Origin of the sequence: Neisseria sp. HMSC061B04 (assembly GCF_001836705.1) — a bacterium.
Classification (GTDB): Bacteria; Pseudomonadota; Gammaproteobacteria; order Burkholderiales; family Neisseriaceae; genus Neisseria.
On the sequence record NZ_KV830205.1, the window covers coordinates 52,492 to 79,467 of the forward strand.

Here is a 26,976-nt window from a genome sequence, read left to right on the forward strand (position 1 = left end):
AGGCGCTTGTTTGGGTGTATTTTGACATAAATCAAATTGTTCAATGAATATGAATCTTTTAATCCTTAAATACTCCTTTAGTAGTATAAAAAACTAAACCGAAAAGTTTATTTTTGTGTGAAAATGTTAGTGTGGGCTTAACACAAAATATAACAAAGGAGGAGTTATACAAGATAATAGGAATCAATATCATGTAAGTTAATGGTTTTAAAGGAATATTATTGACAAAATATTTCTTTACTTTTAAAACCGTGATACAATCTTTAACATTCATATTTGATGAATTAATACCCAACCACTTTTTACCAAAATCAAGGAGTACTCAAAATGGGACAGTACAAGAAGCTTTGGTACTTGCTGTTTGCCGTACTGGCAGTATGCTTTACCATTCTTGGTTATATGGGTAGCGAGGTCTATAAAAAGGCTCCGCCATACCCTGAACAAGTCGTTTCTGCATCCGGCAAAGTCCTGATGACCAAAGACGATATTTTGGCAGGTCAATCTGCATGGCAAACTACCGGCGGTATGGAAGTTGGCTCTGTATTGGGTCACGGTGCATACCAAGCTCCGGACTGGACTGCCGACTGGCTGCACCGCGAGCTGGTTGCATGGTTGGATCTGACTGCGCAAGAAACTTACGGCAAAAAATTTGACGAAGTTTCTCCTGAGGAACAAGCTGTTCTGAAAACCCGTTTGGCTGACGAATACCGCAACCAAAGCCGTATTAAGGAAGACGGTTCTGTCGTTATCAGCGATACCCGCGTGAAAGCGATCGAAAGCATTCTGCCTTACTACCACGGTGTGTACAGCGACGATCCTAAGTTCCAAACCACTCGCGAACACTTTGCAATGAAAAACAACACATTGCCAAGCCAAGAAGCGCGTGAAAAACTGTTCAACTTCTTCTTCTGGACTTCTTGGTCTGCTTCGACCAACCGTCCTGACGAGAACTTCACTTACACCAACAACTGGCCGCACGAGCCTTTGATCAACAACGTACCGACTACTGAAAACTACATGTGGTCCTTCACCAGCGTGGTATTGTTGCTGATGGGTATCGGCTTGCTGATGTGGGGTTACTCTTTCTTGACCAAACACGAAGAGGTTGAAGTACCTACTGAGGATCCTATTTCCAAAGTACAACTGACTCCTTCTCAAAAAGCGTTGGGCAAATATGTATTCCTGACTGTTGCGCTGTTTGTCGTACAAGTACTGTTGGGTGGTTTGACCGCTCACTATACTGTCGAAGGTCAAGGTTTCTACGGTATCGATACCGCCTTGGGCTTTGAAATGGCCGACTGGTTCCCATACGCACTGACCCGTACTTGGCACATCCAATCCGCTATTTTCTGGATTGCAACCGGCTTCCTGACAGCAGGTCTGTTCTTGGCTCCGATTGTGAACGGCGGTAAAGATCCTAAATTCCAACGTGCCGGTGTGAACTTCCTGTACATCGCCCTGTTCATCGTAGTCGGCGGTTCTTATGCAGGTAACTTCTTTGCTTTGACCCACATCATTCCGCCTGAGCTGAACTTCTGGTTCGGTCACCAAGGTTACGAATACTTGGATTTGGGTCGCTTCTGGCAATTGTTGCTGATGGTCGGCTTGCTGTTGTGGCTGTTCCTGATGCTGCGTTGTACTGTCTCTGCCTTTAAAGAAAAAGGTACAGACAAAAACCTGTTGGCTATCTTCGTAGCTTCTATGGTCGGTGTGGGTGTGTTCTATGCTCCTGGCCTGTTCTACGGTGAAAAATCTCCAATCGCTGTGATGGAATACTGGCGTTGGTGGGTGGTTCACTTGTGGGTAGAAGGTTTCTTCGAAGTGTTCGCTACTGCCGCTTTCGCATTCATCTTCTATAACATGGGCTTTGTCCGCCGTAGTACTGCCACTGCTTCTACTTTGGCTGCTGCTGCCATCTTCATGTTGGGCGGTATTCCAGGTACATTGCACCACTTGTACTTCTCCGGCTCTACCTCTGCCTCTATGGCAATCGGTGCATGTTTCTCCGCTTTGGAAGTTGTACCTTTGATTCTGCTGGGTCGTGAAGCTTACGAACACTGGTCTTACCAACACCTGTCCGACTGGGCGAAACGTCTGCGTTGGCCTCTGATGTGCTTCGTAGCAGTTGCCTTCTGGAACATGATCGGTGCCGGCGTATTCGGCTTCCTGATTAACCCGCCGATTTCCCTGTTCTACATCCAAGGTCTGAACACTACTGCAGTTCACGCTCACGCGGCTCTGTTCGGTGTGTACGGTTTCTTGGCTCTGGGCTTCGTATTGCTGGTTGCACGTTACCTGAAACCTAATGCTCAATTTGACGACAAACTGATGACTTGGGGCTTCTGGCTGTTGAACGGCGGCCTGGTGGGTATGATTGCCATCAGCCTGTTGCCGGTCGGTGTGATTCAAGCTTATGCTTCTATCACTCACGGTCTGTGGTATGCACGTAGCGAAGAATTCCTGCAAATGGAAATTCTGGATACCCTGCGTTGGGTTCGTACCGCTGCTGACTTGATCTTCATCGGTGGTGCTGTCTGCGTTGCTATCCAAGCTACCAAAATCGTATTCAGCCGCGATAAATAATCTTAAGCTGAATTAAATCGAAGGCCGTCTGAAAAGTTTTCAGACGGCCTTTCTGTTATAATTTCAATATTCTTAAATCGACAAGACAAAACATTATGTTTAAGCAAGCTGCTCAAGAGCTGACCACTGTTCGCGATTTATTGCGTTTCGCCGTCAGCCGTTTTAACGATGCCGGACTGTTTTTCGGACACGGAAGCGATAATGCCCATGACGAGGCGGCCTATCTGATTTTGCACACTTTGAACCTGCCTTTGGATACGTTGGAACCCTATTTGGATGCCAAATTGTTGCAAAGTGAGAAGGAAGAAGTGTTGTCCATTATCGAACGTCGCGCAGTTGAGCATATTCCTGCCGCATATCTGACGCATCAGGCATGGCAGGGCGAGTTTGATTTTTATGTCGATGAGCGCGTCATCGTGCCTCGTTCTTTTATTTATGAATTGCTTGGCGACGGTATCCGTCCTTGGATTGAACATGATGAGTTGGTGCATCGAGCTTTGGATTTGTGCACCGGTAGCGGTTGTTTGGCCATTCAAATGGCGCATCACTATCCTGATGCACAAATCGATGCCGTTGATTTGAGCTTGGATGCGCTGGAAGTGGCCGCGATCAATATTGAAGATTATGGCTTGGAAGACCGCATTAGCTTGGTGCATACCGATTTGTTTGAAGGTTTGGATGAAACCTACGACTTAATTGTTTCCAATCCGCCTTATGTTGATGCGGAATCTGTGGAAGCATTGCCCGATGAGTACCTGCATGAGCCGGAATTGGCTTTGGGTAGCGGAGAAGATGGTTTGGATGCTACACGCCAAATCATTTTGCAGGCTGCGAAATATTTGAATCCGAAAGGTGTGTTGCTGGTTGAAATCGGCCACAACCGCGAAGTATTGGAGGCGGCTTATCCGGAATTGCCGTTTACTTGGTTGGAAACCAGCGGTGGCGACGGGTTCGTATTCTTGTTGACCCGTGAGCAATTGTTGGGTGAAGAATAAATTGTTTTAATGTAATTGAAATAGAGGCTGTCTGAAAAAAATTCAGACGGCCTCTATTTTGTAATGTCTTTGATGTTTTAAGAAAATACAAACGCCTATGATATGTCGATTGTGAAATCCAAGCAGGGTTTGAAACTATGGCTTATAATATTTGTCATAGATTCAAATGCCGGTAGATTTTTATTACTGACTTTTTGTAGAACATATACTGCCAAACCCAATATTATGAATAATTGTTTAAAATCAGGCCTGTTGGCTGCTGTTTTATTCAGTACGCCCGTTGTCGCTTTTGCCCAGCAATATACCGTTTATTTCAATCAAAACGGTAAACTGACGGCAACCATGCCTTCGGTTGCTTATGTCCGCCAATACAAAATTGCGGCAGGCAAGGCGCAGGTTCAGGATTTTTACTATCCATCAATGAAAAAATATTCTGATCCGTACGAGATACCTGCGGGTCAGATTAAGGTTTTTGTGCCGGCTCTGGACAATGGCACGCTGACCCTGTGGCATTTTAATGGGCAGAAAAAGATGGTTGGCAGCTATCGCAACGGCAAGCCGCACGGCGAGTGGATTAACTGGTATCCAAACGGCAAAAAATCTGCGGTCATGCCTTATCAAAACGGCTTGAGCGAGGGCGTAGGCTCTCGTTATTACCGCAACGGTGTCAAAGAAAGCGAAATCCAATTCAAGCACGATAAGGCCAATGGTCATTGGAAACAATGGTATTCAGACGGCAGCCCGAAAACCGAAATGATGATGAGCAATGATAAACCGACGGAGATTATCAGTTGGGATGAAAATGGCCGCATTGTGTCTGAATTGAGTATTCGCAACGGCAAACGCAGCGGCATTATTTTGGATTGGTATGATGATGGTGCGAAGAAATCCGAGTTGGTGTATAAAGACGACCAGTTGGTGAAAAAAACCTTTTGGGATACAGACGGATACGTTCTCGAATAAGTTTGATAATAAAAAACCGCAGGCTGATCGGCTTGCGGTTTTTTGTGTGTTACATACAGCCTTTGTTTTGGCACAGGGTAAATAACGGCGCGCCGCTTTCGCGGATTTTTTTGCCGCCGTCCAAGTCGGTAAACTCCAAAATAGCAGCCGTTTCGATTACTTCGCCGCCCAGTTTGCGGATCAGCTCGACGCCCGCCAGCATTGTGCCGCCGGTCGCCACTAAATCATCTACCAACAAAACGCGTGCGCCCGGCTTGATGGCATCGGTATGGATTTCTACCGTTGCTTCGCCATATTCCAAAGCGTAACTTTGAGAAACCGTATCAAACGGCAGTTTGCCTTTTTTACGAATGGGAACGAAGCCGACATTCAGCTGATAGGCCAAAGCCGCACCGATGATGAAACCGCGCGCGTCCAAGCCTGCCACAACGTCAACTTTTTGCCCCATATAGCGGTAAACCAGCAAATCAACCAGCAGGCGGAAATATTCTGCGCTTTGCAAAACGGGAGTAATGTCATGAAACAAAATCCCTTTTTGCGGCCAGTTTTCAATTTTACGGATTTTGTCCGCCAAAGCTTCTACGCCCATTACTTCAGGATGAATCAACATTTCGACATTCCGAAATCAAAAAGTTTTTAACACGACATTGTAGCGGTCATATGCAAACTTGCCAAATTAATCGATACAATAGCCAAATTTTGCAACAGGCCGTCTGAAATTCCGAGAAACATTGTGTTGTGTTATAATTTACAGATACATACCATCGGCTGAATTACCATGCAAAATCACAAAAAAGGCAATATTTTCATCATTTCCGCCGCTTCGGGCACAGGCAAAACGACTTTGGTGTCGCGCCTGTTGAAAAATCATGACGATATCCGTGTTTCCATTTCTCACACCACGCGCCAGCCGCGCGAAGGAGAGGTGCATGGCGTGCATTACCACTTTGTCCCTAAAGACGAATTTGAATCACTGATTGAGCAAAGGGCCTTTTTGGAACACGCCAATGTGTTCGGCAATTATTACGGCACCAGCATCGCCGGCGTAAATTCGTTGAGCGAAGAGGGCTATGATGTGATTTTGGAAATCGATGTGCAAGGTGCGGCGCAAGTGCGTAAATCGTTGCCTGAAGCCAACAGCATTTTCATTCTGCCGCCTTCCTTTGAGGTATTGGCGCAACGTTTGATCGGCCGTGGTACGGATAGCGAAGAAGTCATTCAAACACGCCTGTCCAAAGCCCGTCATGAGATTGAACAATCTGTTTTGTTCGATTACGTCGTCGTGAATGACGATTTGGATCGTGCCGAAGCCGATTTGTTCCACATTATTAAAGCAGGCCGTCTGAAAAAATCCGCCCAGCAGGGATTTATCTCAAACCTGTTGGAAAATTCGTAAAAAACAGCGAAAATAACCGTTTATTTGAAACATAGAAAGAAAGCAAGCAAACATGGCACGTATTACTACTGAAGACTGCACAGGTAAAATCCCTAACCACTTCGACCTCACACTCGTCGCCGCCCGTCGCGCACGCCAACTGGAAAACGGCAATACGCCTTTGGTTGACGACATCCGCAACAACAAACCAACCGTAACCGCCCTGCGCGAAATCGCAGCCGGACAAATCGGAACCGAGCTTCTGACCCGCAACAAATAAACCAACCGGCAAACCGATAAAACCGCCGTGCGGACTGTATCGGTGCAATATAACAACCGATACAGTCTGACGGCTTAAAAAAATAGCCATAAAAGGCCGTCTGAAATGCCAGCCCCACTGCCTACCGCTCCTTATGACCCGTTGACAGCAGAAGCGCGCGATCTTCTGTTTCGCACCGCATCCTATCTCAATGAGAATGAACAGGCCGAGCTTGAAAAAGCCATTGCCTACGCTTTTCATGCCCATGACGGACAAACCCGTAAGAGCGGCGAACCCTACATCACCCATCCCCTTGCCGTTGCCACGCAGCTTGCGATTTGGCACATGGATGTTCAGGGCCTTTGCGCAGGCGTTATGCACGATGTATTGGAAGACACGGGCGTAACCAAAGTCGAAATGGCGGCGGAATTCGGCGATACCATTGCCGAAATGGTAGACGGCCTCTCCAAACTGGAAAAACTCAAATTTGAAGATCATGCCGAGCATCAGGCGGAAAGTTTCCGCAAACTGATCCTCGCCATGACTAAAGACGTGCGCGTCATCGTCGTCAAACTGGCCGACCGATTGCACAATATGCGCACCCTTGGCTCTATGCGTCCGGACAAGCGCCGCCGCATCGCCAAAGAAACCCTTGAAATTTATGCTCAAATCGCCAACCGCATCGGTCTGAACAACGCGTATCAAGAGCTTCAAGACTTATCGTTCCAAAACCTTCACCCAAGCCGCTACGAAACCCTGAAAAAAGCCATGGACAACAGCCGCAAAAACCGTCGCGATGTTGTCGGCAAAGTGCTGCGTGCATTCAGTCAGCGTTTGGTGGGTGCAAATATTGAAGCCAAAATCAAAGGCCGCGAGAAAAACCTATACAGCATTCATCAAAAAATGCTGGCTAAAAAACTGCATTTTGCCGAAGTAATGGATATTTACGGCTTTCGGGTCATCGTCAACAGCATTCCTGCCTGTTATGCCGCATTAGGTGCATTGCATAATTTATACCAACCCAAGCCCGGCCGTTTCAAAGACTATATTGCCATTCCGAAAAGCAACGGCTATCAAAGCCTGCACACGACCTTGGTCGGTCCTTACGGTTTGCCGATCGAAGTGCAAATCCGTACACGTGAAATGGATGCCGTAGCCGAGGGCGGTATTGCCGGCCATTGGATTTACAAATCCGGTGAAAACACTCCGGATCAGGCCGTCCTCCATATGAACCGATGGTTGAAAAATATTCTTGACCTGCAAGCCAGCAGCTCAAATGCCATCGAGTTTCTGGAACATGTCAAAGTCGATTTGTTCCCCAACGAAGTCTATATCGTTACTCCGAAAGGTGATATTTTGACCTTGCCTAAGGGTGCAACGCCGATTGACTTTGCCTATGCCGTGCACACCAATATCGGTCATAAAACCGTTGCCGCGCGCATTAACAATGTCATGATGCCGTTGCGCACCAAGCTGAAAACCGGCGATACGGTCGAAATCATTACTTCCGAACATGCCAAGCCCAATGTGGCATGGTTGAATTTTGCCGTTTCCAGCCGTGCGCGCAGCGCCATCCGCCAATACGTTAAAAATCTGAATCGTCACGATGCCGTTGTTTTGGGTGAAAACCTGCTGCAAAAAGCTTTATCCAGCCTGCTGCCTAAAGATATTTTGCTTTCAGACGACCTCAAAGAAAAATACCTTGCCGATTTGAATACCAAACAAACTTCGTTTGAAGAAGTTCTCTACAAAGTCGGTATGGGGCATACTTTGCCGATTCACGTTGCCATGCATATTGCCGAGTTGGCTGGCCAACATTTCGGCAGTGAGGTCAAACTCAGCCCGATTAAAGTCAACGATCAAGAGACCGGCCGGATTCATTTTGCCGAGTGTTGCCATCCGATTCCCGGCGATCCGATTCGCGCCTTATTGGTCAAAGACAAGGGCATGATTATTCACCGTGATACCTGCCAAACTTTGGTTAAAGCCGATCCGGAAGAGCAGTTGGATGCCAGTTGGGACAGTATGCGTAATCAAACGTATCGCACCATCCTCAACGTCAAATCCGAGGATGCCCATGGCTTGCTGGCTTCAATGGCGCAAGCGATTTCCAACTCGGGTGCGGACATCGAATCTGTCGATACGCCGACCAAAGCGCAAGCGGGAACGGAAGGCTTTGTGGAATTTAAATTCACAATTAAAGTCAAGGACTTGGATCAGGTTAATCAGATTGTTCATGAGATGCATGCCAATCCGAATATCCGCAAAGTAATCCGAGAATAATCTGTAATAAGTGTGCTAAGAAAAGGCCGTCTGAAAGTATGTTCAGACGGCCTTTTGAGTATGTACAAACAAACTCTGTCAGTTTGTTTTGAAGAAAAATAATGCTTCAGGCTGGATTTAACTTAACCAAAAACGGAAAACCAAGAAGAAAACCAAGACCAAAACGCCAGCCCAAACCAGCAACATGAATCCGGCTACTGCCTGACCCAAGCGGTAAACAGGGTTTTTGCGTTCGTCTTCGAGTAGGGGATTGGATGTATCGTGTGGTTTGTCGGACATGATGAAGCTCTGATTGGATTATTGAATGAATGCGTAAGGGTACGCCGATAGTCGTAAAGATTCAAGTAGGAATGATTATTGATAGAAGTCTTCTTCTTCATTCCATGCGGTTTTTAAGGCCGTTTGAATAGTGTCTGCACCAAAGCCGCGATACGCAAGGAAACGCGCTTGTTTTTGTTTTTCTTTCAAATCTTCAGCTTCTTGCTTGAATTTTTTACGCAAAACAGAAATGGCGGTTTGCAGCTCGTCCTCCCTGTCGGGCAGTAATTCCCGACAGTTATCCGCATCAATACCTTGTTGCGCCAAGGCTTGTTTGAGGCGGAGCGTGCCGTAACGGTTGCTCTTGCTGTGAATATAGGCTTCAGCGTAACGGTGGTCGGATTGCCAATTTCGTTCGGCGAATTCGTCCAAAACCTTTTCCAATTCTTCTTCGCTTTCAGCGTGCGGAGCCAGTTTGCGTTTCAAACCGACGCGGCTGACTTCTTGACGGGAAAGAATATCCAAGGCGCGGGCACGTAAGGTTTTAGGGGGTCTCATGGGATATGGCGGAGGTGAGGTAACTACATTGAATTACATTTTCAGACGGCCTGATTGGGAAAATAGCCGAAAAGGCCGTCTGAAAATAAAGCCGAATTATTCTTCGTCTTTATTTTTTTGCGGTTGCAGATTTTCGTAGATTTCAGGCAGGGCTCGAATCAACAAATCAGGTTTGGTCGCTTTGTCTTGAGAGAGCAAGGTCATGTCGCCGTAGCCGAATGTTACGCCGACGCTGAAGCAACCGGCCGCTTTAGCGGCAATAATGTCATTTTTAGAATCGCCCACCATCAGCATATTGGCAACGTCGATGCCCAGAACTTCGGCCGCATGTTGAAGCGGCAATGGGCTGGGTTTTTTCTCAGTCAGGCTGTCTCCGCCGAGAACCAAGCTGAAATAGTCGTCGAGATTGAGCTGTTTCAGCAGCTCGGCTGCCAGCACTTCATTTTTGTTAGTAATGACAACTAACGGGATGCCCAAGGATTTGAGCAGGCCGAGGCCGGCTTCGGTTTCAGGGTAGGGGCGGGTAAAGTCGCTCAAGTGCTCGCGATAATATTTCATAAAGAACACAAAGCCTTTTTCCCAGATTTCAGGATCGGCTTCTTTTTCACGATCATGGGTGATGACACGATGAACCAATTTGCCGATGCCGTCGCCGACATAACTTTCAACCGTTTGAGTGGGTAAAACAGGCAAACCCAGGTATTCGCACATGGCTTGGGCGGCGGCGGTCAAATCCGGAATGGAATCGCATAAAGTGCCGTCCAAATCAAAAGCAACGGCTTGAACGTGTTCTAAAGTAGCAGCGGTCATCAAATAGCTTTCTGTCATATCATTTAAGGCGTTATTTTAGCATTATTTCCCCGATTTGCCGATGTTTTGCCGATTTTTCAATGGCTGCTTGTTTAAATTGTTAACAATTTTTACAGGCGTAGGGTTGGTTGTCTGTCGGGAAGGGCGGAAGTGATTTTGTCAACAAAAAGGGAGCTTGGGTAGGTATTGAAAAACAAAGAGTTTGTATCGTTTTTGGAAAGGGTTTGAGAAATATTGGGGCCGGGCTGTCTGAAAATTTTGAGTCAAGGCGTCTATATTTTCAGACGGCCTCAAACTAAATTCATATATAAATGAATGGATTTGCTTTTTATTGACTACATGCTATTACATTTTCTCCCGTTTTTGTATATAGTAACAAGTATGGCTCTCGTCTAATCATGTGTATGAAAAGGAAAAATACATGTCCGCATCTGCTGTTAAAGAAACACTGAATCCGTTTGAAATTGCGCAAAAACAAGTGAAAACTGCCTGCGATCGTTTGAATGCCGACCCAGCAGTATTTGAAATCTTGAAAAAGCCGCAACGTGTTTTGGAAGTCAACTTCCCTGTCAAACTCGACAACGGTACAGTAGAAAACTTCACCGGCTACCGTTCACAACACAATAATGCCGTCGGCCCTTACAAAGGCGGCGTGCGTTTCCACCCTCATGTGAATATGGACGAGGTTAAAGCCCTGTCTATCTGGATGACCATCAAATGCTGCGTGGCCGGTATTCCTTACGGCGGCGGTAAAGGCGGTATTACTTTGGATCCGCGTAACTATTCCGAAGCGGAATTGGAACGCATTGCCCGCGCTTATTCCGAAGCTATTTCTCCGCTGATCGGCGAGAAAATCGATATTCCTGCCCCTGATGTGAACACCAACGGCAAAATCATGTCTTGGATGGTTGATGCCTATGAAAACGTGGTAAAACATTCCGCACCGGGCGTATTTACCGGCAAACCGGTTGAGTTCGGCGGCTCTTTGGCGCGTACCGAAGCCACCGGTTACGGTGTAAACTTCGCCGCCGTCCAAGCTTTGGAAAAACTGGGTAAAGACGTGAAGGGTGCCACTTACGCCATTCAAGGTTTCGGTAATGTGGGCTACCACACCGGTTATTATGCACACAAAGCCGGTGCGAAAATCGTTGCCGTATCTACTGTTGACGTTGCCATCTACAACGAAAACGGCTTAGATATGGAAGCAATCATTAAAGAATTCCAAGAAAAAGGCTTTATCACCAACGAAGCCGGCTACGGCAAAGAAATCAGCAATGCCGAACTTTTGGCTTTGGAAGTGGACGTACTCGCCCCTTGCGCGCTGGAAAACCAACTGACTTCTGAAAATGCCGGTAAAGTCCGTGCGAAAATCGTGGTTGAAGGTGCAAACGGTCCGACTACTCCTGAAGCAGACGTTATCCTGCGTCAAAATGGCGTATTGGTTGTTCCTGATATTTTGGCAAACTGCGGTGGCGTGGTGGTATCCTATTTTGAATGGGTACAAAACCTGCAAGGCTACTACTGGGAGTTTGACGAAGTTCAAGAGAAAGAAACCGTTGTCCTGCGCCGTGCGTTCCGCGATATTTGGAACTTGGCTCAAGAATACGATGTCGACCTGCGTACCGCTTCTTACATGATGAGTATCCGTCGTGTTGAAAAAGCAATGAAGCTGCGCGGCTGGTATTAATCGTTTGACTGATAGCTAAAAGTAGGCCGTCTGAAACCTGTTTTCAGACGGCCTTAATGTTTTTGATAAGAGCCTTTACAAATTTTAATCCACCTTGATTCCATTTCAATCAAACTCAGCTATAATCCCCTTTTTTGACCTTTCCGGAAAAGACATAATCATGAACAAAACTTTCAAATTCAGCGCATTGGCTTTGTCTGCTTTGTTGGCACTGACTGCTTGCAACCAAAAAGATACTGCCGCTAAAGACGCTCCTGCTGCTTCCGCAGCTTCAAATGCGACTGCAGATGCTTCTGCCATCGGTTCTACTGCCCAACAAGCCAGCTACGCAATGGGTGTGGACATCGGCCGTTCATTGAAACAAATGAAAGACCAAGGCACAGAAATCGATTTGAAAGTCTTCACCGAAGCCATGGAAGCCATGTTTGAAGGCAAAGAAGTCAAAATGACTGAAGCCCAAGCTCAGGAAGTGATGATGAAATTCCTGCAAGAGCAACAAGAAAAAGCTACTGCCAAACGTGCTGAAGATGCCAAAGTAAACTTGGAAAAAGGCGAAGCGTTCTTGAAAGAAAACGCGACTAAAGAAGGCGTGAAAACTAGCGCTTCCGGTCTGCAATACAAAATTACCAAAGAAGGCGAAGGTAAAAAACCGACTAAAGACGATATGGTTACCGTTGAATATGAAGGCCGTCTGATTGATGGTACCGTATTTGACAGCAGCAAAGCCAACGGTGGCCCAGTAAGCTTCCCTGTAAGCCAAGTGATTCCAGGTTGGACTGAAGGTATCCAACTCTTGAAAGAAGGCGGCGAAGCAACATTCTACATCCCGGCCAAACTGGCTTACCGCGAAGTTGGCGCCGGCGATAAAATCGGCCCGAACGCTACTTTGGTATTCGACGTGAAACTGGTTAAAGTCGGCGCGCCTGATGCTGCCGCACAACAACCAGTACAAGTTGACGTACAAAAAGTTCAATAATCCGAATCAAGGCTTACGCCCTTAAACAACGGATAAAAGGCCGTCTGAAAAAATTCCGTTTCAGACGGCCTTTGTTCCAAACCAACAAGGAATTATGATGAAAAATATCGTCATCCTTATTTCCGGACGCGGCAGCAATATGCAGGCGATTGTGAATGCCGATATTCCCAATGCCAACATTGCAGCCGTATTGAGTAACAACGAGACCGCAGTCGGATTAGAATGGGCGGCAGAGCGCGGTATTGCCACCGACAGTTTGAACCATAAAAACTTCGATTCGCGTCCGGCATTTGATCAGGCCATGATGGAGAAAATCGATGCCTATCAGCCTGATTTGGTCGTATTAGCGGGCTTCATGCGCATTTTGACTCCGGAGTTCTGCGCACATTATGAAAACCGCCTGATCAATATCCATCCGTCCATCCTGCCTTCTTTCACCGGTCTGCACACCCACGAACGCGCATTGGAAGCAGGTTGCCGAGTAGCTGGCTGCACCATCCATTTCGTGACGCCCGAGCTGGATTGCGGTCCGATTATTTCGCAAGGCATTGTTCCTATTTTGGACGGCGATACCGCCGACGACGTTGCCGCACGCGTGCTGACGGTTGAACACCAGCTTTTCCCACAAGCCGTTGCAGACTTTGTTGCAGGCCGTCTGAAAATCGAAGGCAACCGCGTTTTGAATGCACAACGCAATGCCGCCGGTCAAAGCCTGTTGGCTTAATTAAAACACCATACACACAAGGAAAACATCATGAACCCGATTAAAACAACCCTGCTGACACTTTCCCTGCTCACTGCCTCCATCGGCGCACAAGCCGCTGAATTGCCGCAATCTGCCGTTTTGCAATACTCAGGCAGCTACGGTATTCCTGCAACCATGACCTTCACACGCAGCGGCAACCAATACAAAATCGTCTCTACCATCAAAGTACCGCTTTACAATATCCGTTTTGAATCCGGCGGCAGCATCAACGGCACGACCCTGCATCCGTCTTATTACAAAGATGTACGCGGCGGTAAATTGTATGCCGAGGCCAAATTCTCCGGCGGCAACATCACTTACGGCAAAGCAGGTGATTTGAAAACCGAAAAATCCGGCCCGGCCATGGACTTGTTCACTTTGGCATGGCAACTGGCCGCCAATGACGTGCGCCTGCCGTCAGGTTTGAAAATTACCAACGGTAAAAAACTGTACACTGTCGGCAGCATGAACAAAATCGGCAACGAAAGCTATAAACTGAACGGCGGTACAACGCCTGTGAGCAAATATCGCGTCCGCCGCGGCGACGATACCGTTACTTACTCGTTTGCTTCCGATATCGACAATATCCCTGCGCAAATCAGCTATACCGATGACGGTAAAACCTACAACCTGAAACTGACTTCCGTCAAAATCAACGGTAAAGTAGTGAAACCGTAATCTTTATTTACTCAAACAAGAAGGCCGTCTGAAAAGTTTTCAGACGGCCTTTTATCTTTACAGCAACACAATATCGTATTGTTCCTGCGTGTAGGCGGTTTCGACTGCCAGTGAAATCGGTTTGCCGATAAAGTCTATCAACATTGCCAGCGATTGCGATTCTTCGTCTAAGAACAAGTCGATGACATTCGGAGCGGCCAAGATGCGGAAGGCTTGGACATCGTAGCGGCGCGCTTCGCGGACGATTTCGCGCTGAATTTCGTAGCACACGGTTTGCGGCGTTTTCAGACGGCCCCGGCCTTGGCAGGAAGGGCAGGGTTCGCAGAGGATTTGGCTTAAGTTTTCACGCGAACGTTTGCGCGTCAGCTCGACCAAACCCAAACTGGTGAAACCGTTGAGGGTAACGCGGGTACGGTCGAAGGCGAGGGCTTTGGCAAGCTCTTGCAGGACGGCTTCGCGGTGGGCTTCCTGCGCCATATCGATGAAGTCGATGATGATGATGCCGCCGAGATTGCGCAGGCGAAGTTCGCGGGCGATGGTGTGGCAGGCTTCGAGGTTGGTGCGGAAGATGGTTTCATCAAAATTGCGTGCGCCGACAAAGCCGCCGGTGTTTACGTCAATGGTGGTCATGGCTTCGGTGGACTCGATGATGAGGTAGCTGCCGAAGTTGAGGTTGACGCGCGGTTGCAGGGCGCGGGCGATTTCCTGCTCGATGTTGTGGGTTTCAAATAGGGGGCGTTCGCCTTTGAACAGCTCGATTCTGCCCAATGCGCCTTGAACGTATTGTTCGGCAAACTGGGTCATGCGGCGGTGATTTTCAGTCGAGTCGACCAGGATTTTGTGCGTATCAAGGCTGAACATATCGCGCAATACGCGCAGGCTTAATGGCAAATCTTGATACAGCAGGGTTTCAGGCGGTTGGATTTTCGCCTGTTTTTGAATGTGTTCCCACACTTTGGTCAGATAGTTGATGTCTGATTGCAGCTGGGCATCGGAAGCGTTTTCGGCGTTGGTGCGGATGATGTAGCCGTGGCAGGCGTTTTCTGGCAGCAGGTTGTTGAGGCGCTCCCTCAGGATGCTGCGTTCGGCATCGTCCTCAATGCGTTGGGAAATGCCGATGTGGTCTTCTTGCGGAAGATGGACGAGGAAACGGCCGGCCAGTGAGATTTGGGTGGAAAGCCGCGCGCCTTTGGTATTGATGGGGTCTTTGATGACCTGAACCAAGACGGACTGGCCTTCAAAGAGCATGTGTTCGATGCGTTGGGTTTCGTCCGGATTGCGGCGTTGTTCGAGGACGTCGACGATGTGCAGAAACGCGGCGCGTTCCAAGCCGATATCGATGAACGCGCTTTGCATGCCAGGGAGGACGCGTTTGACGACGCCCAAATAAATATTGCCGACCAAGCTATGGCCGCTGTTGCGCTCGATGTGCAGCTCGCAGATATTGTTCTCTTCCAAAACAGCCACACGCGTTTCTTGCGGCGTGATGTTGACGAGGACGGTTTCGGGCGGACGCACGGCGTCCTTGGGGATGGGGATTCCTGAAAGCATGGGGATACCTGATTTTGAATAGAAAAACTTTTGCGATGTGTTCTTCTCCAAAAAACAAATGGCAAAAGTCATTCTGCGAAAGCGCTTATCATACTTTAATTATGGTTTTTCCGCATCTGCACAAATGTTTATGGCCAAGAGGCCGTCTGAATGTTTTTTACAACCGTACGGCGGGAATACTTGTAAAATAACGCTTATGCCCATATAGTCATGAACATTGGTATTTTGGAAGAAATCATGCAAACCGTTACTGTTTATACCGGTCCGTATTGTCCGTACTGCACCATGGCGAAAAGGCTGTTGCAAGCGGTGGGTGTGAAAGAAATCAACGAAATCCGCATCGACGGCAATCCGGAAGTTTTTGCCGAAATGCAGCAGCTTTCCGGCCAGCGCAGCGTGCCGCAGATTTTTATCGGCGACACCCATGTCGGTGGCTTTACCGATTTGTACCGCTTGCAGCAGGAAGGCAAGTTGGACGAATTACTGAATCCTTAACCCTTAACTTAGGAAAATAAAATGAGCGAAGAATTGCAACCTGTATTCAGCGTTGAGCGTCTGTATGTAAAAGACTTGTCTTTGGAAGTGCCTCACGCGCCACAAATCTTCTTGGAACAAGGCGAGCCTGAAGTGGATATGCGCGTTTCTACCGGTAACACCAAACTGGAAGATGGTTTCTACAGCGTTGACGTTACCGTTACCGTGACTGCCAAACTGAACGAAGAGCGTACCATGTTCTTGAACGAAGTTACCCAAAGCGGCATCTTCCGTTTGGAAAACATTCCTGAAGAAGACGTACAACTGCTGTTGGGCGTTGCTTGTCCGAACATCCTGTTCCCTTACGCACGTGAAGCCATTTCCAACAGCGTAACCCGCGCCGGCTTCCCACCTGTACTGCTTGCTCCGATCAATTTTGAAGCAATCTACCAACAACAACAGGAAGCTAACGCTTAATTGCGTTATACCTAAATTAAGGCCGTCTGAAACATTGCGTTCAGACGGCCTTTTTGTTTTCGGATAAAATACAGCAAACTTTCAATCAGCTGCCTTTTAAGATGACGCCCGAAACCCAAAAACAGCTCAAAATTACCGATGTTTCCGCCAAGAAGCTAGAGAAACTCAACCTCCATACCGCGTGGGATTTGGTGTTGCACCTGCCGTTGCGTTATGAGGACGAGACGCACATCATGCCGATTAAGGATGCGCCGATCGGCGTGCCGTGTCAGGTCGAGGGCGAGGTCATCCATCAGGAAGTAACTTTTAAGCCACGCAAACAGCTGATTGTCCAAATTGCCGACGGTTCCGGCAGTGTCCTTTTTTTGCGTTTCATCCACTTTTACGCCAGCAACCAGAAACAGATGGCGGTCGGCAAACGCATCCGCGCCGTGGGCGAAATCAAACACGGGTTTCACGGCGACGAGATGATTCATCCCAAAATCCGCGATGCCGAGAGCAGCGGTTTGGCGGAAAGCCTCACGCCGATTTATCCGACCGTAAATGGTTTGAACCAGCCTACTTTGCGTCGCATTATTCAGACGGCCTTGGACGTTACGCCGCTGCACGACACGCTGCCCGATGCCTTATTGGGTCGTCTGAAACTGCCGCACCTCGTCGAAAGCCTGCGCCTTTTGCACTCTCCGCCGCCGAGTTTTACCATCCACCAGCTTTCCGACGGCGCGCTGCCCGCATGGCAGCGGCTCAAATTTGACGAACTTTTGGCGCAACAGCTTTCCATGCGCTTGGCGCGGCAGAAGCGTGTCAGCGGTACGGCGGCGGCATTGGGCGGCGACGGCACGCTGACCCAAGCCCTGCGCCACGCCTTGCCGTTTGCTCTGACCGGTGCACAAGAAAGAGTCGTGTCCGAAATCCGCCGCGACATGGCGCAAACCCATCCTATGCACCGCCTGCTTCAAGGCGATGTCGGCAGCGGCAAAACCATCGTCGCCGCCTTGTCCGCGCTGACTGCCATCGAATCCGGCGCGCAGGCGGCTGTGATGGCGCCGACTGAAATCCTTGCCGAACAGCATTTCATCAAGTTCAAACAATGGCTTGAGCCGTTGAACCTTGAAGTCGTCTGGCTTTCCGGCAGCCAGCGCAAAAAAGCCAAAGACGAAGTCAAAGCCAAACTCGCCGACGGCACCGTCAAAATCGCCGTCGGCACGCACGCCCTGTTTTCAGACGACGTCGAGTTTCAAAATCTTGGTTTGGTGATTGTGGACGAACAACACCGCTTCGGCGTCGCCCAACGCCTTGCCCTCAAAAACAAAGGGCGCGACGTCCACCAGCTGATGATGTCCGCCACGCCCATCCCGCGCACGCTTGCCATGAGTTTTTTCGCCGACTTGGACGTGTCCGTCATCGACGAATTGCCGCCCGGTCGTACCCCGATTAAAACCCGCCTCGTCAACAACGTCCGCCGCGCCGAAGTCGAAGGCTTCGTTCTCAACATCTGCCGCAAAGGGCAGCAGGCATACTGGGTCTGCCCGCTGATTGAAGAAAGCGAAACCCTGCAACTGCAAACCGCCACCGAAACCCTAGCCCAGCTTCAGGCAGCTTTGCCCGAACTCAGCATCGGCTTGGTACACGGGCGCATGAAGGCCGCTGAAAAAGCCGAAGTCATGGCGGATTTTGCCGCAGGCCGTCTGAACGTCTTGGTTGCCACCACCGTCATCGAAGTCGGCGTAGATGTGCCCAACGCCGCCCTGATGGTGATCGAACACGCCGAACGCATGGGCTTGGCGCAGCTGCACCAATTACGCGGGCGGGTAGGGCGCGGCGCGGCAGAAAGCGTGTGCGTCCTCCTGTTTGCCGAACCCTTGAGCGAACTCGCCAAAGCGCGGCTGAAAGTTATCTACGAACACACCGACGGCTTCGAAATCGCCCGCCAAGACCTCAACATCCGCGGTCCCGGCGAATTTCTCGGCGCGCGCCAAAGCGGCGTCCCCATGCTGCGCTTCGCCAACCTTGAAGAAGACCTGCACCTCTTGGAACAAGCGCGCGAAATCGCGCCCATGTTAATCGAACAAAACCCCGAAATCGTCGAAGCGCATTTGGCAAGGTGGCTTTCCAGCAGGGAAGGTTATTTGGGCGTATAAAATTTGCATGAAAAGAAAAAAGGCCGTCTGAAAACAGACGGCCTTTGGTTTGGCTGGATAGGGGTTTAGAAACCTTGTGCCAACATGGCATCGGCTACTTTGACGAAACCAGCAATGTTCGCACCATTGACATAGTTCACTTTGTCTCCGACTTTGCCGTATTTCAGGCAGGATTCGTGGATGTTGTGCATGATGTCGAACAGGCGTTGGTCGACTTCTTCACGGGTCCAAGACAGGCGGATGGCGTTTTGACTCATTTCCAAACCTGAAGTTGCTACGCCACCGGCGTTGGAGGCTTTGCCCGGAGCGTAGAGGATGCCGGCTTTGATAAATTGTTCGACCGCGCCCAAAGTTGACGGCATGTTCGCACCTTCGGCAACCACATAGCAACCGTTTGCCAGCAGGATTTTGGCGGCATCTGCGTCCAATTCGTTTTGGGTGGCGCAAGGCAGGGCGACTTCGGCTGCGATGTTCCACGGTTTTTGGTTTTCAAAGTATTGCAGGCCTTGTTCTTTGGCGTAAGTGGCCACGCGTTCGCGGCGTACTTCTTTCAGCTCGATCAAAGCGGCAAGTTGCGCTTCGGTCATACCGCTGTCAGGGAAGAGGACAAAGCCGTTGGAGTCGGAAACGGTCAATACTTTTGCACCCAGTTGGATGGCTTTTTCGGCTGCATATTGTGCCACGTTGCCGGAGCCGGAAATCAACACGCGTTTGCCTTCGATGCTGTCGTTGCGGGTTTCCAACATGGCTTGGGCAAAATACACGCAGCCGTAGCCGGTGGCTTCAGGGCGAATCAGGCTGCCGCCCCATTCGAGGCCTTTGCCGGTCAGGACGGAAGCAAATTCGTTGCGGATTTTTTTGTATTGGCCGAACAGATAGCCGATTTCGCGGCCGCCTACGCCGATATCGCCGGCAGGAACGTCGGTGTCGGCGCCGATGTGGCGGTAGAGTTCAGTCATAAAGGCTTGGCAGAAGCGCATTACTTCGGCATCGGATTTGCCTTTAGGATCGAAGTCGGAACCGCCTTTGCCGCCGCCCATAGGCAGGGTGGTCAGCGCGTTTTTGAAGACTTGTTCAAAAGCGAGGAATTTCAACACGCCCAAGTCGACGGTAGGGTGAAAGCGCAAACCGCCTTTGTAAGGGCCGATGGCGGAGCTCATTTGAATGCGGTAGCCGCGGTTGACTTGAACTTGGCCTTTGTCGTCCATCCAAGTGACGCGGAACATAATCACGCGTTCCGGTTCAACAATACGCTCAAGCAGGCTTTGTTGGGTGTATTTCGGGTTTTTCGCCAAAAACGGATCCAAACTCATGAGTACTTCTTCAACGGCTTGGTGGAAGGGTTCTTGGTTGGGATTGCGTTGTTTAAGATTGTTAAACAGGGTGTTCAGGTCAGTCATTTTTCTACTCCTATTGAGTGAGATGTTTCAATATTTATGTTTCGAAATATAACTGTAAAAAATTTACTTGCCAAGAAAAATTTTAGCAGGATTGTTGACATTATTTTTTTACCAATTTGTAAAATTAGAATTATATTTTTAGAATTATTGAAAATTATTGATTATATTTCATATATTAAAAATAATAAGCCATAAAGTTCTAAGTAATTAAACTAGAAAATTTCAAAATTTTTTTGTAAAAATTTTATTTGGCTCAAAATTTCTTGTAAATAAATGCTAAATTGTCAACATTATTAACGGATATACACTAAGCCTAGAGGAAGGGTTGGTCCATTGCAGACAGAGAGGCAGGCCGTCTGAAAATTCGGTACAATACGCATCAAATTCCCACAACACATACATTAAGGAAACCCATGAAAGCCTATCACGACCTTATGCGCCATGTTCTCGACAATGGCATCGACAAATCCGACCGTACCGGCACCGGTACGCGTTCTGTATTCGGTTACCAAATGCGTTTTGATTTGAGTGAAGGCTTTCCGCTGTTGACTACCAAAAAATTGCATCTTCGCTCGATTATTCATGAGCTGCTTTGGTTTCTCAAAGGCGATACCAACATCAAATATCTGAAAGACAACAACGTTTCCATTTGGGACGAATGGGCGGACGAAAACGGCGATTTAGGCCCGGTTTACGGCTACCAATGGCGCAGCTGGCCCGCACCCGACGGCCGCCATATCGACCAAATTGCCAATGTGGTGGAACAAATCAAGAAAAATCCCGACTCGCGCCGCCTGATTGTGTCCGCATGGAATCCCGCTTTGGTCGACGAAATGGCCTTGCCGCCTTGCCACGCGCTGTTTCAGTTTTACGTTGCCAACGGCAAACTGTCCTGCCAGCTTTACCAACGCAGCGCCGATATTTTCCTTGGCGTACCGTTCAACATCGCCAGCTACGCATTGTTGACCATGATGATGGCGCAAGTATGCGGACTGGAAGCCGGTGAGTTTATCCATACGTTTGGCGATGCCCATTTGTACAGCAACCATATCGAGCAGGCCCGACTGCAATTAAGCCGCGATTTCCGAAGCCTGCCGACCATGAAAATCAACCCTGAAGTCAAAGACTTGTTTGCCTTCAAATTTGAAGACTTCGAGTTGGAAGGCTATGATCCGCATCCGCACATCAAAGCAGCAGTATCGGTGTAATCCAAGTTAAAAAACAAAAGGCCGTCTGAAAGTTCAGACGGCCTTTTTATTTGATTTGAATCGTCAGATTTTCTCTCAACGAATCAGCGTATTTCCGTTAAAATACGCCTTCTTTTCCGATTCGAAACATTGCCATGCGCCTGACCCACATCAAACTCTCCGGCTTCAAATCTTTTACCGACCCGACCACGATTCATGTGCCGGGGCAGCTTGTTGCGGTTATCGGGCCGAACGGCTGCGGCAAGTCGAATGTGATTGACGCGGTGCGCTGGGTGTTGGGCGAGGCTTCGGCGAAGCAGCTTCGCGGCGAGAGTATGCAGGACGTGATTTTTAACGGTGCGGCAACGCGCCGTCCTGCGCCGAGGGCTTCGGTGGAGCTGGTGTTTGACAACAGCGACCACAGTTTGCAGGGCGCGTGGGGGCAGTATGCCGAGGTGAGCATCAAGCGGCAGCTGACGCGTCAGGGCGAATCGACTTATTTCATCAACAATCAGACCGTGCGCCGCCGCGACATTACCGATTTGTTTCTGGGTACGGGCGTGGGCGCGCGCGGTTATGCCGTTATCGAGCAGGGGATGATTTCGCGCATCATCGAAGCGCGGCCGGAGGAGTTGCGCGCCTATATCGAGGAAGCGGCGGGCGTGTCCAAATATAAGGAACGCCGCAAGGAGACGGAAGGCCGTCTGAAAGACACGCGCGAGCATTTGCAGCGTTTGGGCGATTTGCAGAACGAGTTGGCGCGTCAGGTGGAAAAGCTGGAAAAACAAGCCGAAACCGCCGAACGCTACAAATCCCTGACCGCGCAGTTGAACCGCCAGCAGGATTTGCTCGATTACGCCCAATGGCAGCAATCGCTTGCCGCCGCCGACAAAGCGACCGTGCAGCATCAGTCTTTGCAGGCGCAGCAGGACGAAACCGCCGCGCAGGTTCAGGCGTTAAATGACGAAGTACACGCCTTGCAGACCGCCGAACAGTCGCAGCAGCAGGCGGTGCACGAATTGAGCAACAAGTGTGGCGTGTTGCGCGAGCAGATTGCCCGTTTGGAAGAACAAATCCGCCATCAGCAAAACTTGCACCAACGCATCGAACGCGACAAGCAGGCGGCGCAGGCGCAGTTGCAACGTATCCATCAGGAGCAGCAGCAAATCCGCGTGCAGCTTGAAGAAAACGAGTTGCAGGCCGAAGAAAAGCAAACCGAATTGGCGGAATGGGCGATGCAGGTTGCCGAACACGAAGAGCGTCTGCCTGAATTGGAAGAAGCCCAAGCCACGCTCAACGCCGCCTTCCAAACCCAGCAGGACGAGGCAAACCGCATCCGCCGCGAACTGGCGTTGAAGCAGCAGCAGCTTGCCCATGCCGAACAAACCGTTGCCAAGCACGAAGAGCGCAAAGGTCGTCTGAAACAGGAAAACCAAGCCCTGAACCTGCCCGACGAAGCCGAAACCGCCGCTGTGCAGGAAGCCGCCGCCTTGTTGCAAAGCCAGCAAGAGCATTACGAAGAACAAATTATTGCCGCCGAAGAAGCCTTACACGCCGCCCGCGAGACGTTTCAGACGGCCTCAAGCCGCTTCCAAAACCTGAAGCAGCGACACATCACCTTGCAGGCTCAGCAGCAGGCGTTGTCGCAAATCCTGTCGCAACAGCAGGAAGCCACCGACTTCTGGCAGGCAACCGACCACGCCGCCGCGCCGCAGCTATGGCAACACATCACCGCGCCCGCCGAGTGGCAGCACGCCTTGTCCGTCATCCTTGCCGAACGCCTGCACGCCCGCGCCGTGCCGCACGGCTTCGTGCCGCCCGCGCCGTTGCCGCAGGGGCAGGCGGCATGGCTTTCAGACGACCTCTCCGGCGGCATCAAAAAATCCCTGCCCGTACAGGCATTACTGAACCAAATCCAAGCGCAGCCGCCGTTTCAGACGGCATTGCACCACTGGCTCGACGGCGTATTGTGCGCGCCCGATTTGAGCTACGCCCTCGCGCATCAAAACGATTTGGGCGCACACCAAATCTGGCTCACGCCCGAAGGCCATCAGGTCGACAAAGTTAGCGTCCTGCTCTATGCCAAACCCGCGCAGGAAAGCCTGATTGCCCAAAAAGCGCGTCTTGACGGCATCGCGTCCGAACTGGAAAACCTCGCCCCCAAACTTTCCGCCGCCGAAGCCGCGTTCAAACAGGCGGAGGCCGCCGTGCGCTCATCCGAAGTGCAACATAAAAATCTGATGCAGCAGCAACAGCAGCACACGCGCCAGTACAGCCAGGCGCAGCAACGCGCCGCCGAACTTCTGGCGCGCACCAACCAAGGGCAAATCCGCCGCGAACACATCGAGCGCGAACTGGCGCAGTTGGCGGAAGAGCAGACCGTGTTGCAACACATGTCGGACGGCCTCGCAGACGACATCGCTACTTTGCAGGAAGCTGCCGCCGAACTCGAACACCAGCAGCAAACCGCCGCGCACAGCCGCCAAGAGCAACAAGGCCGTCTGAAACAGGCGCAGCTTGCCCTGTTGGAAGCCAACCGCCAATACGGGCTGGCTGAAGTTGCCGTCCATAAGCTCAACCAGCAAAAACAAAACTACCAGCAGCAAATCGCCCGGCTCGAACAGCAAACCCTGGACTGGCAGGAACGCCAGCAAGAACTTGCCCTCGCCTATGAAACCGAGTTCCAAAACGACGAGCAGCACATCAAGCTCGACGAGCTGACCGAAGCCGTGCACACGCTGGACGAAGAATACATCGCAGCGCAGGAAAAACTCGCGCAGATTCAGGAGCAGGGCAGGGAGCAATACGCCCGCGTACAAAGCCTGCAAACCAAGCTGCCGCAGCTTCAGGCAGCCACCCAAACCGCCTTGTTGCAGCAGCAGGAAGCCCTGATTAACGCTAAACGCTACCATCAAAACCTGACCGAACGCGCCGCCGATTTGGACGCGCTCGAAGCGTTGGCGAAAGAATCGCCGAAAGTGTTGAACAGCAGCATCGGCAGCCTCACCCAGCAAATCGAAGCCCTCGGCGCCGTCAACCTCGCCGCCCTGCAAGAACTCGAAGAAGCTCGCGAACGCGACGGCTACTACCGTAGCCAAAGCGAAGACGTGCAGGCCGCCATCTCCCTTTTGGAAGAAGCCATCGCCCAAATCGACGACAAGACCAAAGAGCGTTTCAAAGAAACCTTCGACGCCGTCAACGGCAAAGTCCAAACCTTCTTCCCCACCCTGTTCGGTGGCGGCGAAGCCACCCTCAAAATGATAGGCGACGACCTCCTGACCGCCGGCGTGTCTATCATGGCGCGCCCGCCCGGCAAGAAAAACAGCACCATCCACCTCCTCTCCGGCGGCGAAAAAGCCCTCACCGCCATGAGCCTCGTGTTCGCCCTGTTCAGCCTCAACCCCGCCCCCTTCTGCCTTCTGGACGAAGTCGATGCCCCGCTGGACGACGCCAACACCTCGCGTTTCTGCAACCTGGTCAAAGAAATGTCGGCGCAAACCCAGTTTCTCTACATCTCCCACAACCGCCTGACCATGGAAATGGCAGAGCAGCTCGTCGGCGTAACCATGCAGGAAAAAGGCGTATCACGCGTCGTCGCCGTGGACATTAAACAGGCGTTAGAAATGGCTGAGCCGAATTGAGGTAAGAATAAAGGCTGTCTGAAAGAATGAGGAAGAAATCTATCATTTCATCTTCCCATTTTTTCAGACGGCCTTTTTGTATTGGATAAAGCGTTATTGTTTTGACGTATTATCTTTGGCGCGTTGAGGCTGCCCCGAGCGTTGGTTGCTGCCATTGACGGCATCGCGCCATGCTTTGCGTTCGGCTTCGATTTTGGCGGCGACTTCGTGAACCATGGTTTCTTGTTTTTTGACGGCAGGTTCTTTTGGTGTGTTGTCGGAAAAGTGGAGGCCATACCACAAGGCGGCGAAAATGCTGCAGACGAAGATCACGGCAATCAGGCCGACGATGGCTTGTTTGCCGGCGAGGGGTTTTTCGGGGGGAGGGACGAGGACATCGAAGCAGTCGGCGCAATCGAGGGCGAAGCAGACGTTTTCGGCTTCTTTGCGGCCGCGCCGGCCTTCTGTGATGTTGAAGGAGATGTGTTGCCCTTCAGCCGGTAGGCGGGTAAGGGTGGTAAAGGCGGCAAGGGCAAGAAAGATTTCTTGGCCTGTGTCTTCTATGGTAGCGGCGCCGAAGCCGCGCTTGCTGTTCCAGCGAGTAATCGTTCCGTAATAGCGCATAATGTATGTGGGGATATTATTATAGGTAACAGTTTTTCTTTTGACTGATTTTAAATCAAAAAGTTTAGTTATTGTCTTAATTTTACACTAGATTTGTCTTGTTGGAAGAAGGTGGGCCGTCTGAAGGATTTCAGACGGCCTGCATGGTTTATGCCTATTTGTTAAGCACTTTTTGGAAGGTGTCGATCAGGTGTTGCGCAATGGCTCGGCTGCCGAATTGTTGCAGGCAATCTTGGCGCAAGCGGACGGGATCGTAGTGTGCATGGTTTTCGTATAGGGTGAGCAATGCTTTGGTCAGTTCTGGTATGTTTTCGATTGGCACCAGCAGGCCGTTGTCGGAAGTGACGATGGATTCGGGGCCGCCGCAGCGTGTGGCGATAACGGGCAAACCTTGCGACAGTGCTTCGATATAGACGACGCCGAAGGTCTCGGTACGGCTGGCGAGGACGAATGCGTTGCTGTGGCGCATGAGGTCTAGGGTTTGGTCGGTGGTCAATGCGCCGGTAAAGGTAACGGCGTGGTTGATGTCCAAGTCGCTTGCCAGTTGTTTCAGACGGCCTTCTTCTGCACCGCCGCCGCCGATTTTGAGTTTGAGCTGCGGATAGGTTTTGAGTGCTTCGGCAAAGGCAGGCAGGAGCAGGTCGTGGCCTTTGAGGTGGCGCAGGTGGGAGACGCTGCAGAAGGTGAAGTCTTGATGGTTTTTTTCGGGGAACTCGAAATCCTGTTCAAAATTGCCGCCTAGCATATTGGGCAGGTATTGCCAGTCTGTACCGGCGTAGGTTTTTTCGAGAATGCGGCAGAAATCACGGCTGACGGCGAACCGTGCCGCACTGTGGCGCACGGCTTCATGCATGGACGGCCATTGGTTTTTGCGGACAAGGCCGCGTGAAATGGCGCTGCTGTGTTCGGTAATGACGTAGGGAATGCCGTATTTTTTGAAGATGGCGCAGGCCAAAATGGCGGCGTAGTTGACGCAATGGGCGTGAATTACGTCGGGTTTGCCGTTGTCGGCGATGTAGGCTTCAAAAGCTTTCATGCCTGCGTTGACCCAGCGGATGCGGTCGATATCGACAACCGGGCAGCGCGGGAAGAAATACATGCTGTCGTAGGCGTAAGTGTTGAGTCCGCCTTGCTGATGGCGGCGCAGGCCGTAGAAGCGCGAGAAAATGGTTTTCGGCTGGCTTCTCAAGTAGCGGAACATGGGAACGACCATGCCGATTTTCATGCCTTCGCGTTGCAGGGCTTGGGCTTGGAGGCGGAAAAAGATTCCGTCCACGTCGGTTTCGGAAGAGGGGTACCAAGAGGGGATGACGACAATATGCATGATGTGTT

At 50.4% G+C, this 26,976-nt stretch carries 23 protein-coding genes; 15 read left to right on the forward strand and 8 right to left on the reverse strand.

The genetic code is table 11. The annotated features are described in order from the left end of the window. Positions 1-327 precede the first annotated feature (327 nt). The 3 genes from HMPREF2661_RS08360 to HMPREF2661_RS08370 all read left to right on the forward strand — a co-directional run bounded on the left by HMPREF2661_RS08360 (position 328) and on the right by HMPREF2661_RS08370 (position 4,541). On the forward strand, positions 328-2,583 hold the full coding sequence (locus HMPREF2661_RS08360; protein ID WP_070823345.1) for a nitric-oxide reductase large subunit: 2,256 nt from the start codon (positions 328-330) through the stop codon (positions 2,581-2,583). 95 nt (positions 2,584-2,678) lie between these two features. Continuing rightward, positions 2,679-3,578 (forward strand): 50S ribosomal protein L3 N(5)-glutamine methyltransferase, encoded by a 900-nt coding sequence (gene prmB / locus HMPREF2661_RS08365; RefSeq protein WP_070823347.1) that lies wholly within the window; start codon positions 2,679-2,681, stop codon positions 3,576-3,578. 225 nt (positions 3,579-3,803) lie between these two features. Then, entirely contained in the window at positions 3,804-4,541 is a 738-nt protein-coding gene (locus tag HMPREF2661_RS08370; protein WP_049335445.1) for a toxin-antitoxin system YwqK family antitoxin, read from the forward strand. 49 nt (positions 4,542-4,590) lie between these two features. On the opposite strand, the gene HMPREF2661_RS08375 is transcribed toward HMPREF2661_RS08370, so the two are convergent. Then, positions 4,591-5,151 (reverse strand): adenine phosphoribosyltransferase, encoded by a 561-nt coding sequence (locus HMPREF2661_RS08375; RefSeq protein WP_003745823.1) that lies wholly within the window; start codon positions 5,149-5,151, stop codon positions 4,591-4,593. Positions 5,152-5,319: 168 nt separating this feature from the next. Here HMPREF2661_RS08375 and gmk point away from each other — a divergent pair, with 168 nt between their 5' ends. The 3 genes from gmk to HMPREF2661_RS08390 all read left to right on the forward strand — a co-directional run bounded on the left by gmk (position 5,320) and on the right by HMPREF2661_RS08390 (position 8,458). Next, the gene (gmk, locus tag HMPREF2661_RS08380) at positions 5,320-5,937 is read left to right on the forward strand and encodes a guanylate kinase (protein ID WP_070823349.1); all 618 of its coding nucleotides are present in this window, start codon (positions 5,320-5,322) and stop codon (positions 5,935-5,937) included. Between the two features lie 52 nt (positions 5,938-5,989). Then, positions 5,990-6,196 (forward strand): DNA-directed RNA polymerase subunit omega, encoded by a 207-nt coding sequence (gene rpoZ / locus HMPREF2661_RS08385; RefSeq protein ID WP_003682294.1) that lies wholly within the window; start codon positions 5,990-5,992, stop codon positions 6,194-6,196. A gap of 105 nt (positions 6,197-6,301) precedes the next feature. Beyond that, entirely contained in the window at positions 6,302-8,458 is a 2,157-nt protein-coding gene (locus HMPREF2661_RS08390; RefSeq protein WP_070823351.1) for a RelA/SpoT family protein, read from the forward strand. Positions 8,459-8,575: 117 nt separating this feature from the next. On the opposite strand, the gene HMPREF2661_RS11620 is transcribed toward HMPREF2661_RS08390, so the two are convergent. From HMPREF2661_RS11620 to HMPREF2661_RS08400, 3 genes are all read right to left on the reverse strand, one after another. Further along, entirely contained in the window at positions 8,576-8,737 is a 162-nt protein-coding gene (locus tag HMPREF2661_RS11620) for a hypothetical protein (protein WP_003745829.1), read from the reverse strand. A 75-nt stretch (positions 8,738-8,812) separates the two neighbouring features. Then, complete coding sequence (gene recX / locus HMPREF2661_RS08395) at positions 8,813-9,274, reverse strand: recombination regulator RecX (RefSeq protein ID WP_049322701.1); 462 nt, start codon at positions 9,272-9,274, stop codon at positions 8,813-8,815. 96 nt (positions 9,275-9,370) lie between these two features. Beyond that, positions 9,371-10,084: a phosphoglycolate phosphatase gene (locus tag HMPREF2661_RS08400; RefSeq protein ID WP_049322753.1), complete on the reverse strand. Its 714-nt coding sequence runs from the start codon at positions 10,082-10,084 to the stop codon at positions 9,371-9,373. A gap of 421 nt (positions 10,085-10,505) precedes the next feature. Between HMPREF2661_RS08400 and HMPREF2661_RS08405 the strand changes: the two genes are divergently transcribed. From HMPREF2661_RS08405 to HMPREF2661_RS08420, 4 genes are all read left to right on the forward strand, one after another. Beyond that, entirely contained in the window at positions 10,506-11,771 is a 1,266-nt protein-coding gene (locus tag HMPREF2661_RS08405; RefSeq protein ID WP_070823353.1) for a Glu/Leu/Phe/Val family dehydrogenase, read from the forward strand. Positions 11,772-11,931: 160 nt separating this feature from the next. Next, positions 11,932-12,747 (forward strand): FKBP-type peptidyl-prolyl cis-trans isomerase, encoded by an 816-nt coding sequence (locus HMPREF2661_RS08410; protein ID WP_070607922.1) that lies wholly within the window; start codon positions 11,932-11,934, stop codon positions 12,745-12,747. A 97-nt stretch (positions 12,748-12,844) separates the two neighbouring features. Beyond that, entirely contained in the window at positions 12,845-13,471 is a 627-nt protein-coding gene (gene purN / locus HMPREF2661_RS08415) for a phosphoribosylglycinamide formyltransferase (protein WP_070823355.1), read from the forward strand. Between the two features lie 30 nt (positions 13,472-13,501). Then, entirely contained in the window at positions 13,502-14,170 is a 669-nt protein-coding gene (locus tag HMPREF2661_RS08420) for a DUF3108 domain-containing protein (protein ID WP_070823357.1), read from the forward strand. A gap of 57 nt (positions 14,171-14,227) precedes the next feature. On the opposite strand, the gene HMPREF2661_RS08425 is transcribed toward HMPREF2661_RS08420, so the two are convergent. Further along, positions 14,228-15,721: an Rne/Rng family ribonuclease gene (locus HMPREF2661_RS08425; protein ID WP_049322706.1), complete on the reverse strand. Its 1,494-nt coding sequence runs from the start codon at positions 15,719-15,721 to the stop codon at positions 14,228-14,230. A 237-nt stretch (positions 15,722-15,958) separates the two neighbouring features. On the opposite strand from HMPREF2661_RS08425, the gene grxC reads away from it, so the two are divergent. The 3 genes from grxC (at position 15,959) to recG (ending at position 18,813) form a co-directional block, all read left to right on the forward strand. Beyond that, positions 15,959-16,216, forward strand: coding sequence for a glutaredoxin 3 (gene grxC, locus HMPREF2661_RS08430; RefSeq protein ID WP_003684090.1), 258 nt, complete (start codon positions 15,959-15,961; stop codon positions 16,214-16,216). Between the two features lie 21 nt (positions 16,217-16,237). Beyond that, complete coding sequence (secB, locus tag HMPREF2661_RS08435) at positions 16,238-16,672, forward strand: protein-export chaperone SecB (RefSeq protein WP_003745844.1); 435 nt, start codon at positions 16,238-16,240, stop codon at positions 16,670-16,672. Positions 16,673-16,773: 101 nt separating this feature from the next. Next, positions 16,774-18,813 (forward strand): ATP-dependent DNA helicase RecG, encoded by a 2,040-nt coding sequence (recG, locus tag HMPREF2661_RS08440; RefSeq protein WP_070823397.1) that lies wholly within the window; start codon positions 16,774-16,776, stop codon positions 18,811-18,813. Between the two features lie 65 nt (positions 18,814-18,878). Here the strand turns inward: recG and gdhA are convergent, their stop codons facing one another. Then, the gene (gdhA, locus tag HMPREF2661_RS08445; RefSeq protein ID WP_049322707.1) at positions 18,879-20,213 is read right to left on the reverse strand and encodes an NADP-specific glutamate dehydrogenase; all 1,335 of its coding nucleotides are present in this window, start codon (positions 20,211-20,213) and stop codon (positions 18,879-18,881) included. 413 nt (positions 20,214-20,626) lie between these two features. Here gdhA and HMPREF2661_RS08450 point away from each other — a divergent pair, with 413 nt between their 5' ends. After that, positions 20,627-21,421 carry a thymidylate synthase gene (locus HMPREF2661_RS08450; protein WP_036491762.1) on the forward strand — a complete coding sequence of 265 codons (795 nt, stop codon included), beginning with the start codon at positions 20,627-20,629 and terminating at the stop codon, positions 21,419-21,421. 134 nt (positions 21,422-21,555) lie between these two features. Continuing rightward, positions 21,556-25,041, forward strand: a complete 3,486-nt coding sequence (smc, locus tag HMPREF2661_RS08455) for a chromosome segregation protein SMC (RefSeq protein WP_070823359.1) — start codon at positions 21,556-21,558, stop codon at positions 25,039-25,041. A 93-nt stretch (positions 25,042-25,134) separates the two neighbouring features. Here the strand turns inward: smc and HMPREF2661_RS08460 are convergent, their stop codons facing one another. Further along, positions 25,135-25,644 (reverse strand): cold-shock protein, encoded by a 510-nt coding sequence (locus tag HMPREF2661_RS08460; RefSeq protein WP_049322709.1) that lies wholly within the window; start codon positions 25,642-25,644, stop codon positions 25,135-25,137. Between the two features lie 154 nt (positions 25,645-25,798). Further along, a complete protein-coding gene (locus HMPREF2661_RS08465) occupies positions 25,799-26,968 on the reverse strand; it encodes a glycosyltransferase (protein WP_049322710.1) in 1,170 nt (389 codons plus the stop codon). Positions 26,969-26,976: the final 8 nt, after the last annotated feature.